The organism is Glutamicibacter sp. MNS18 (assembly GCF_026107515.2).
In the GTDB taxonomy this organism is placed as follows: domain Bacteria; phylum Actinomycetota; class Actinomycetes; order Actinomycetales; family Micrococcaceae; genus Glutamicibacter.
The window spans coordinates 23,485-33,720 of record NZ_JAPCHW010000022.1; the positions used below are offsets into that span (position 1 = coordinate 23,485).

The 10,236-nt window shown below is 60.1% G+C and carries 10 protein-coding genes, 1 tRNA gene and 1 pseudogene; 9 read left to right on the top strand and 3 right to left on the bottom strand.

Going from position 1 to position 10,236, the window contains the following annotated elements; translation table 11 throughout:
• The first annotated feature begins 93 nt into the window (after window positions 1–93).
• From OK351_RS17495 to OK351_RS17995, 9 genes and pseudogenes are all read left to right on the top strand, one after another.
• Window positions 94–300, top strand: coding sequence for a hypothetical protein (locus tag OK351_RS17495; protein ID WP_265161626.1), 207 nt, complete (start codon window positions 94–96; stop codon window positions 298–300).
• The gene (locus OK351_RS17500) at window positions 293–2,467 is read left to right on the top strand and encodes a type IV secretory system conjugative DNA transfer family protein (RefSeq protein ID WP_265161629.1); all 2,175 of its coding nucleotides are present in this window, start codon (window positions 293–295) and stop codon (window positions 2,465–2,467) included. Before OK351_RS17495 ends, OK351_RS17500 begins: the two co-directional genes overlap by 8 nt.
• Entirely contained in the window at window positions 2,464–3,438 is a 975-nt protein-coding gene (locus OK351_RS17505) for a replication-relaxation family protein (RefSeq protein ID WP_265161631.1), read from the top strand. The genes OK351_RS17500 and OK351_RS17505 overlap by 4 nt, the downstream gene beginning before the upstream one ends.
• Complete coding sequence (locus OK351_RS17510) at window positions 3,431–4,429, top strand: DNA-methyltransferase (protein ID WP_265161634.1); 999 nt, start codon at window positions 3,431–3,433, stop codon at window positions 4,427–4,429. Before OK351_RS17505 ends, OK351_RS17510 begins: the two co-directional genes overlap by 8 nt.
• Window positions 4,430–4,515: 86 nt before the next feature.
• Window positions 4,516–4,833, top strand: a complete 318-nt coding sequence (locus tag OK351_RS17515) for a hypothetical protein (RefSeq protein WP_265161635.1) — start codon at window positions 4,516–4,518, stop codon at window positions 4,831–4,833.
• Between the two features lie 102 nt (window positions 4,834–4,935).
• Window positions 4,936–5,520, top strand: coding sequence for an antirestriction protein ArdA (locus tag OK351_RS17520; protein WP_265161638.1), 585 nt, complete (start codon window positions 4,936–4,938; stop codon window positions 5,518–5,520).
• Window positions 5,521–5,645: 125 nt separating this feature from the next.
• Window positions 5,646–6,029, top strand: a complete 384-nt coding sequence (locus OK351_RS17525) for a helix-turn-helix domain-containing protein (RefSeq protein ID WP_265161640.1) — start codon at window positions 5,646–5,648, stop codon at window positions 6,027–6,029.
• A 30-nt stretch (window positions 6,030–6,059) separates the two neighbouring features.
• The gene (locus OK351_RS17530) at window positions 6,060–6,707 is read left to right on the top strand and encodes an ImmA/IrrE family metallo-endopeptidase (RefSeq protein WP_265161644.1); all 648 of its coding nucleotides are present in this window, start codon (window positions 6,060–6,062) and stop codon (window positions 6,705–6,707) included.
• Window positions 6,708–6,709: 2 nt separating this feature from the next.
• Window positions 6,710–7,567, top strand: a pseudogene (locus OK351_RS17995) (recombinase family protein); the annotation flags it as partial.
• Window positions 7,568–8,005: 438 nt separating this feature from the next.
• On the opposite strand, the gene OK351_RS17535 reads toward OK351_RS17995, so the two are convergent.
• The 3 genes from OK351_RS17535 to OK351_RS17545 form a co-directional block, all read right to left on the bottom strand.
• On the bottom strand, window positions 8,006–8,305 hold the full coding sequence (locus tag OK351_RS17535) for a hypothetical protein (RefSeq protein ID WP_265161646.1): 300 nt from the start codon (window positions 8,303–8,305) through the stop codon (window positions 8,006–8,008).
• Between the two features lie 160 nt (window positions 8,306–8,465).
• Window positions 8,466–8,542, bottom strand: a tRNA-Pro gene (locus tag OK351_RS17540).
• A gap of 87 nt (window positions 8,543–8,629) precedes the next feature.
• Complete coding sequence (locus tag OK351_RS17545; protein ID WP_265161648.1) at window positions 8,630–10,015, bottom strand: FAD-binding oxidoreductase; 1,386 nt, start codon at window positions 10,013–10,015, stop codon at window positions 8,630–8,632.
• Window positions 10,016–10,236 lie beyond the last annotated feature (221 nt).

The following is a 10,236-nucleotide window of genomic DNA, read 5'->3' on the forward strand; positions in this document are numbered from 1 at the left end:
TTGAACGCATACTACTCCACAGACCCCGTTCAATACGTTGAACGACCGTCTGCCAGCTCAACCGCAACACCGACTGAAAGGAGGGAAAACACCATGCCTACACAGAAGAAACCACGCCGCAGCCGCACCGCCAATCCACGCCAGGATCGCCGCGTCGTCGTCTACGGCGTCCAGCGCGAAAAGCCAGACTTGCGCAAACTCAGCCGCGCCGTCATTGCCATGGCGCAGGCCGAAGCCGAGCGCGAAGCCCAGGCGCAGCACGAAACGAATCTGCGCCCACGAGGAGACCGCCATGACTGACCAGGAATCCACCCTGCGCCAGCTCATCTGGCAGGAAATCTACTGGCCACAGCCGCTAGATAGCACCCACACCGTGAACCTATTGCGCCACTGGGCCGCCCAAACCCACGCCCCACAGATCATCCTGGAAACCCGCGCCACCAAGAACGGCACCCGCTACCTGGTGGCCATCCAGCGCCGCCACATCTCGGCCATCCGCCGGGACATCGAACAACTGGTGCCCGGCACCATCGTGGCCGACGACGCCACCGGACGAGGGAAGACTCAGACCGCCCGACGCCTGATCGTCAACCAGCCGATCCGCAGCCTGGAATCCCAAGATACCGAGGGCAGCACCCGGTCAATTTTGGCCAGCATGTCCGACCTGCGGGGCTCCGAGATTCTGGTGACCCAAACCGTTCTGGGGCCACGACTTGCACCACACCTTGTCTCTGGACGGATTCAGCGCGTCGACCAGGGTATGGGTTCACTCGTCCTGTCCGGCAGCCAACCCGAACGCCGCACCCAGGTCACTCACCAAGTCGAACTCAAGCAGTCCGAATACGGCTTTGCCGCCGTGCTGCGCATCGGCGTCCAAGCCGCCGACGAAGCCCGTCGCAAGGCACTGCTCCAGCGCGTCGTAGGTGCCTTCCGCACCCTCCTGGCTCCCGGTCTGCGGCTACATGATCGCCGCGAAAAGGCGGCACTGATCAACGAGCCAGCATCGGAGTGGTCCTTCTTTACTGCCGCCCAGCGTCTCTCGGTTACCGAAACCGGTCTCCTGAGCAGCTGGCCGGTGGGGAATACGGACACCCCATACCCGGGCCTGCCACCGATCCACCCACGCCAAGTTCGACCGTCCTTCGCCGCCGCTGAAGGCCACCGCATCATCGCCCATGCCACCGCCCCAGGATCGACTGAAACCCGGCTCGGCATCACGGCAGATGACAGCCGCCGCCACCTGTGGCTCATGGGGCCAACCGGCGTCGGCAAGAGCTCGTTGCTGCTGAACATGATCCATGGCGATTTGCTGGCGGGGCGAGGACTGGTCGTGATCGAGCCCAAGGACCTGATCCGCGACGTCCTGGAGCTTATCCCAAATGCGCGGCGGGATGACCTCGTGCTGCTCGATCCACTCGACAGCGAGCCGGTGGGAATCAATCCATTCGACCTGCACGGGCGGTCCCCCGCGCTGGTCGCCGATCAGCTGTTCGGGATGTTCAAGGCCCTCTACGGGGCCGACGGACTCGGTCCGCGTTCATCGGACATCCTGCGTCAAAGCCTGTTGGCCTTGGCTACACGCGGCGATGCCAGCCTGGCCATGTTGCCGGTGCTGCTCACCAATCCCGGTTTCCGGCGCTCGGTCACCGTACAGATGGCTCGCAGCGACCCGTTCGCGGCCGGACCGTTCTGGCACTGGTTCAACCATCTCTCCCCGGAAGCCAGTGCCCATGTGACGGCTCCACTCCTGAACAAGTTGCGCCCGTTATTGGATCCGCACCTGCGTCAGGTGGTGGCCCAGCGCCAGCCACGCTTCAACATCCGCCAGGTTCTCACCGAACGCAAGATCCTGCTGGTGCCACTCCAAAAGGGAAGAATCGGCCCTGAAGCCGCCGAACTGCTCGGCGCGCTGGTGGTTGCAGAACTCTGGCAGGCCATCCAGGAGCGCACCGCGATCAACCCGAAAGACCGCGACACCGTCATGGTCTACCTCGACGAGGTCCAGGACTACTTGCGGCTTCCGACGGATCTTGGAGAGGCATTGGCGACCTCCCGCAGCCTGGGTGCCGCCTTCCACGTCGCCCACCAATATCTGGACCAGCTGCCGGTCACCATGCGCTCGGCATTCGAAGCTAACTGCCGCTCCCGCGTGTTCTTCCAACTGGCATCAAAAGACGCCCGCGCAGCCGCAGCCATGGCCCCGGGACTGGACGCCAAGGACTTCACGGCATTGCCGGCTCGCCACCTCTATGCGCAACTCGTTCACCAGGGCACGGTCACCGACTGGGCCTCAGGCAGGACACTCACCACCCCGAAGAAAACAGCCAACGTTGCGGATATCAAGGCCCGCAGCCGCCGCCAGTACGGGCAACCCGTCGACGCCATTGAACAAGGACTGCTCGAAGTCCTGGACGGCTCGCAGGACAGCCACGACTCGGGCGGACGCCGCCGAAGGAGCACCTCATGAGCGAAGCAGTACCACTACCGACCGACTACCCGACCGAGTCGAACCGGGAACAGACGAACACGCAGGCCAGCGACAAAAAGGATGCAACAGGGGCGACGAATACCGTTGTTCTTCCAAGCACCGGCTCGCATACGGGACCACGCATCAGCAACCGGCGACTTGCAGACATCCGTGCCAGTCTCAGCGACCGTGATCTGGCCATCCTTGCATCGGTCGAACGCTACCGATTCCTCAGCGCAAGGCACCTGCAAGCTCTGCATTTCACTGACCACGCATCCACGGAATCGGCGTCTCGCACCTGTCGTCGGGTTCTGTCTCGGCTACGCGGACTGCGCATCCTGGGCGTGCTGGATCGTCGCATCGGCGGCATTCGGGCAGGCTCCGAAGGGCTTGTCTACTACGTCGATACCGCTGGAGAGCGCATCCAGCGCGACAGCACCCACTCGCGGACTCGTCGGCGCTTCGACGAACCATCGGCCCGCTTCCTCGACCACACCCTGGCAATCGCGGATATGGCCATCGCCGTCATGGACGCCGCAAAAGCCCATGATGCCGAGGTCGTCAAGATCGATCCCGAACACCACGCCACCCGCACCTACCAAGACGGGTACGGCGTCCCCCAAGCCCTGCGCCCAGATCTCTATATCGAGATGGCCGCATCGGTCGGGGACGACGAGGTGAGTGCCTTCTTTGTTGAAGTCGATCTGGGCCACGAGAGCCTGCCAACCCTTGTGGGGAAGTCGCTCGCCTACGAGGACTACCGGGCAACCGGCAGCGAACAACGCCAATACGGTGGCTTCCCGCAGGTCATCTGGGCCATGGACGCCTACCGCCAGACCACCGCGCTCAGGCGCCGAAAAGCCCTGGGAGACGCCATCGAGCGGAACAACCGTACCGCCGCAAGCCTGTACCGGATTCTGGCACTTCCGGACACCGCCGCAGCACTCGTCCAGGGGCTGCGCCATGACTAGCCCGACCAACCAGCTACTGATCGGAGACGCCCTGGAAACCCTGCGTACCTTGCCGCCTGGCAGCATCGACATGTGTCTGACCAGTCCGCCCTACTTCCGGCTGCGTGACTACGACGCGTCCGGTCAACTCGGGTTGGAGGAATCAGTGGACGCCTGGGCACACAACATTCGGCAGGTCACACAACAGATCCACCGCGTCCTGGTTCCGACCGGCACGCTCTGGCTGAATCTGGGAGACACCTACGTCACCCATCCACGCCAGGGCGCACCGCCCAAAAGCCTGGCTTTGGCTCCCGAGCGCGTGGCGCGGCTCCTGCAAGAAGATGGCTGGATCCTGCGCAACAAGATCATCTGGGCCAAGCCGAATCCCATGCCGACAAGTGTCCGCGACCGCCTGACGGCCACCCACGAGGTGATCTACGTCTTCGCCAAACAACCCCGCTACTTCTTCGACCTGGATAGCATCCGTGTTCCGCACCGCTCCAAGCCCGGCACGCCGCCGCCGGATCGAACCCGGCGACCGGCCAAGGAGCACTGGCGCGGCCCCAATGCGGACTCCACCACGGGACTGGCTGCGTTGAAGGCCCGCGGTCTTGTGGGGCACCCGCTGGGCAAAAACCCGGGCGACGTCTGGAACATCGCCACGGCGGCGGGCAAGGGCAGTCACCACGCCACCTTTCCCGAACCACTGGCCACCCGTTGCATCCTGGCCGGGGTGCCGGAAGCACGTTGCATTACCTGCAAAAAGCCCCACACGAGAGCGCTGCGACGATTAGGAGAAACAGCCACCAGACTGGCGCTCGCCGCCACCTGCATGCACCAGGACGGCACCGAGCCCGGCATCGTGCTTGATCCGTTCATGGGATCTGGTACCACCGCCGTGATCGCCGAGCGCTTGCACCGGCAGTGGGTCGGTATCGAACTGAATCCAGACTTCGCTCGTGAGGCGCTGGACCGGATCGATACTGCCCGGGCATCCACCACAGCTTAAGCCGGTGGCACTCGTCGGTGCCATGCGGATCGGTGAGTCAGGTTCCATCCCGGAACCTCGCCGACCGCAAGCACCGAGGAGTTGTCATGACGACACCACCGGTTGACGGCATCGACCGTCACAACCAAGGCAGCGTGAAAACGCTGGCCGTCCGGCTCGAACCCGACATCCACACCCAGCTGGTGCTCATCGCCCAGTTGCGTGGCAGTACCCTCACCGAAGAAATCCGTCAGGCTTTGGCCGCGCACATCGCGCAGGTCAAGGCCAACACCGATCTGGTCTCCCAGGCCGAATCGGCCATGGCAGAGATCGAACGCGAGGCAGCCGCCCGCCGCGAGGCCATCGCCAGCCTGTTTGGCAACGAACAAGCCGAAGCCAAGCCCCGCACGGCGCGTGGACGGTAATCGAGTCACCAGCCCGGCAGCTGCCAGCGTGAGACGAATCCAATCTGGGTTCCCTCCGCTGGCACTGCCGGGCACACCACCAATTTTGAAAGGAGGAACCACATGAACCACGAACACATACCCGGCGCACAACCGGAGCACGAAAGCACCCACACCACGCCCTCGATCTATGTCGCCTCGCTAGCCGACTACAACAACGGCCTGCTGCTCGGTGACTGGATCGACGCCACGATCGGAGCCGACGCGATCCACGAAAAAATCGCCGCCATCCTGGCCCGGTCGAAGGAGTTCGCGCCTGAGGAATGGGCCATCCACGACTACGAAGGATTCGGCACCAAGCACTTGGGCGAATACGAAAGCATCGAATACGTCGCCGCCCTGGCCGAAGGCATCGAAAAGTACGGTGAAGCATTTGCCGCCTGGGTCGACTACTCCGGCCTCGACGTCGAGGACTGGCACTACTTCGAAGATGCCTACCTCGGCGAATACCCGGATCTGACGGCCTACGCCGAGCAGATCGTCGAGGATCTGGGCTGGCGAGACCTGATCGATGAACACGTACCCGAGGGCATGAAGTCGTATGTCCGCATCGACACCGAACAGATGGCCGAAGACATGCGTCTGGGCGGGGAATTCTATTGTGTCGAATCAGACGCAGGAATCTACGTATTCAACGGCCATATCTGACGAACGTCGAAGGATAAGGCAGGACTTCCTGTCTTGACGAAATAGATGTTGTGGAATTCGCTTAAATCGTTGAATCAATTGAACGCCTGGTTCATACTACGGACAGAATTTGGAGACAACGAACAATGAACAACCCCGACATCAACCAACTCGCAGAAGCGATCCGTACCAGGCGCGAAGAACTCGGCTTATCTGCCAGTGAAGTCGCCCGGCGAGCAGGCATCGCCAAAGGCACCGTCACCAGGTTGGAACTTGGACAAATCGGCAGCCCGCAAACAGATAGCCTCAGAGCCATCGCCGATGCTCTCGATATCCCGCTCACCAACCTGCTGGCCGAATCCCGCATCTTGCGTGACACCGATCTGCCAACCCTCCAGCCATACCTTCGAACCAAGTTCAAGGACATGCCAGAAAGCGCTGTCCGTGAAATCGAAGAACACTTCAAAACCGTCGCAGCCAAACACGGTATCAATACCACCAGCGGCCCCGCACCCGGCGAGGACGAGTAACCCAAACCATTCTCAGCGAAAGGAGAAGCCATGACAAACATCAGCACATCATCACCATTTGAGCGCAGCGTCCTGTCCACTCTCCGATCGCTCATTCCCAACCGTCCAGTGCATTCACTAGCTGAAGCCAAACAAGTCGCCGAACATCAAGCCATCCGGCTGCTACAGCTCCACCAGCTCACCGAAGGCCCGGTGCCCGTCGAGTTCATCGCCGAACTTCCCAAGATCGAGATCGAACTCGTCGAAGCACCCGTTTCCGGGGCCAGCTTCTGGAACGGCAGCGCCTGGATTATCCAGCTGAACAAACACGAAAGCTATTGCCGCCAACGCTTCACTCTGGCGCACGAATATAAGCACATCATCGACCACAACCGCGCCGACCAGCTCTATCTGGGATCGAAGGACGTCAGCGCCGCACAACAGGCCGAGCAAGCCGCTGACTATTTTGCCGGATGCCTGCTCGTTCCCAAGATGCTACTCAAGCGCGCCTTTTATGGCGGCATGCAGCGACCATCCGACCTGGCTAAGCACTTCCAGGTATCCGAGATTGCCATCGTCGTCAGACTGCGCCAAACCGGCATTACCGAGCCGACACCTCGCTGCCTCCCGACCAGTACACCATTTTCCCGCTCATGGCAGTACGCCACGAACAACAACACCCGACTACAAGGAGTCTGACCATGACCGTAAATGACATCGAGGCCCTGCGCCCACGCAAGGCCGTTCTTTACCTGCGCGTCTCCAGCAAGAAGCAAACCGAGACCGCCATCGATATCGACAAGGACGGCAACTCCATTGCCACGCAGCGCGACATCTGTGAGCAGAAAGCTGGCTCTCTTGGTGCTGAGATCGTCCATGAGTTCGTCGAGCCGGGCGTCTCGGCCCAGACGATTGAAAAGCGCCCGCAGTTCCAGGCCATGATGACATTCCTGGCTGACAACCGCGATGTCGACTACGTCATTGTCTATGCCCGCTCGCGTGCCTTCCGCAACTTCGTCGACGCCGCGATTACCCGGCGTCACCTCGACAAGCTCGACGTCCGACTACTCTCGGCCCGCGAGGACTTCGGCGAAGGCACCTACGCCGAAGCCATGGAAGCGGTCACCGACATCATGAACCAGGTACAGAACCAGCTCAGTGGTGAAGATATCCGGATCAAGATGCGCAACAAGGCGATCAACGGCGGCACGCTGACAAAAGCCAAACTCGGATACCTCAACATCCGCAAGGACATCGATGGGCGCATGATCAACAGTATCGGGCTAGACGAGAAGCGCGCCCCGTTTGTTCTGAAGGCTTATGAGTTGTATGCCACGGGCAACTATTCGATCGAACGGCTCGAAGCCACCATGGCCGATCTCGGGCTCACGTCGAGACGAACCACCCGCTACCCCGAACAGCCGGTGTCTGCAAGCAAACTGCACACCATGCTCAAGGATCCTTACTACGTCGGCTTCCTGGTCTATAAGGGAGATATCTACCCGGGTCGACACGAACCGATTGTCGGCCAGGACCTATTCGATCAAGTTCAAGAAGTCATGAGCGCACGCAGTGGTGCCGGAACTCGCGACCGCGTCCACAACCACTATCTGAAGGGCATGCTATTTTGCCACAAATGCCACGCGCTGGGCAGGGAAAGCCGCATGATTTACGTTCAGGCAAAGGGTCGCAGCGGCTCACTTCATGAGTACTTCTTTTGCCGGGCCAAGCAGGAAGGCCTTTGCGACACCAGGTACATTCCAACCTCCGTAATCGAAGATAGTGTCGTTGACGAATACGCCCGGCTCAAGCTGGAGCCTACATTCGAAGCTGACATTCGAAACCGCCTGACGACGGCGCTCGACATCGAACAGGAAGATATCAAGGCCACCTACGCCGTACTGCGTAACCAGCTATCCGAAATCGAGCGAAAAGAGTCTCGTATTGTTGACCTCGCCGCCGACGGCACACTGCCAACCAGCAAGATTCGCGAGAAGCTATTCGAGCTGGCGCAGCAGAAGAACCGCATCGAAGACAGCCTGGCGAACGTCGAGGGCAAGATTGCGGCTGGCGGCAAGTTGCTCGCGGCGGCACTGGATCAAGTCACGGACACTCAGCGCTATTACCATGCCACCCCGGATAAGGTCCGACGGATTCTCAACGAATCCTTCTATCATTTCTTCCGCGTTGCCGAAGACGGGAAGGTCTCCGCAGAATTGAATCATCCATTTGACGACATCATGGCCGCCCAGGCGGCGTTCTCCGGCCTGAAAACGGCATCGAACGAGTCGTCCCAAGTATCGACCCCGTCGTCCCAAAATGGGCCGATTTTGACCGTTTCAGACATATTGAACGGCCAATCTCGGGGCAACAAAAATGGCGCCGATTTCTCGACGCCATCTCTGTTATTGGAACTGAAGTGGATCTACTCGAACCATGGTTCGAATAAAACTACTCTGGTCGGGATGACAGGATTTGAACCTGCGACCTCGTCGTCCCGAACGACGCGCGCTACCAAGCTGCGCCACATCCCGATTTTTGACAACGTGACCACTTTACATCGTGGCTTTGGTCGATGCAAAATCGAGGCTCGTGGATTGTCTTCGTGCGGTCTGCACTACCTACTGAATCGCCTTTCCGGGATTCAGTATTCCGAGTGGATCAAGCATCGACTTCAGTTGCCGCTGAATCTGGAGGACATCCTCGGCCTGCTCCCAACCCAGCCATTCACGTTTAATCAATCCGACGCCATGCTCACCGGTGATGGTACCGCCGACTGCCAGGGCCAATCGGATGCTCTCTTCCAGGGCAGCAGACAGGCGGACCAGCGGGTCAGGGCCGGCATCCGGTTCCACCGAAAAAGTAGGATGCAGGTTGCCGTCACCTGCATGCGCAATGATTCGAACATCCACCTCGTGGCGTTGGGCCACTTCACGAACCTTGCGAACATACTCAACCATGCAACTCTTGGGAACAGCAACATCTTCCCCCATACGATAGGCATCGTCCTGGAGATCTCCCCGGCTGGTACGCCTCATCTCGATCAGCGTCGTGGCGAATGGATCAGCGATGGCGCTGAGAATTACAGGCATCCCGGTAAACGCCGAACGCACCACCTCTTCCTCCTTGGGAGCTCCATAGCCGTCGAATCTGGCCAAGACCATGGCTTCACCCAGTTTGGCGATTTCTGTTCCGTAGCTTCGATCGAGGACTTCCATGGTCGGCCTATCGATTAGCTCGAGGATCGCTGGCTGCACCCTCGCCCTGCCAATGGTCTGAATTCCTTCCAAGGCCGCTTCAAGGGTTTCGAACACCATACTCATATCTCGTTGGTCGACCGGCAGATAGCGCAGTCTCAGAACAGCGCGAACGACGATTCCCAGTGTCCCTTCGGACCCGACAAAAAGGGACGTCAGATCATAGCCGGCCACTCCCTTGAACGTCTGTGTTCCCACGGTAATTAGCCGTCCGTCAGCCAGGACAACATCCAGCGATAGCACGGATTCGCGGGTGACACCGTACTTCGCGCAACGTAGACCCCCTGCGTTGGTCGCGATATTCCCGCCGAGCGTCGATATGCGGTAGCTGGCCGGGTCCGGCGCATACATGAATCCGTATTCCTTCACCGCATCATTGAGCTCACTGTTGATGACACCAGGCTCAACCACGGCCAATTCATCCTGCGGCCGGATCTCAAGGATCTTATTCATGTTGGACAGGTTGAGCACGAGACAAGGCCCCAGGACATGGACTCCTCCGGAGACGCCGGTTCCAGCACCACGGCTAATGACGGGGATTTTATGTTCCGTGCACAGGCGCATGATCGCCTGAACTTGCTCGGTGGACTCGGGATAGGCAACAGCAATCGGAAGGATGGGTTCGGTAGCCAGCTGGCCATAGTCCCGCGAATTCTGCAGAAGCACTGCTTGGTCAGTGACCAGTCGCTTCTCTTTCAATATCGCGCCCAGTTCGTGCAGGAACAGGTCGATCTGTTTCGTGTCCGCCATAACCACCCCTTGATGAAGAAAACGTCCTTCTGTGATGGTAGTCCATCGCGAAGATTCCGCCTTATTCGGGGCTTGCTCGTCCGGTTTGGTATCCCAAGTCGTGGGCTTAAATGGGTGAGGCCCCGACACCACGGTGTCAGGGCCTCAAACCACTCTTCCAACATAAGTTAAGTCCGGCGGTGACCTACTCTCCCACACCCTCACGAGTGCAGTACCATCGG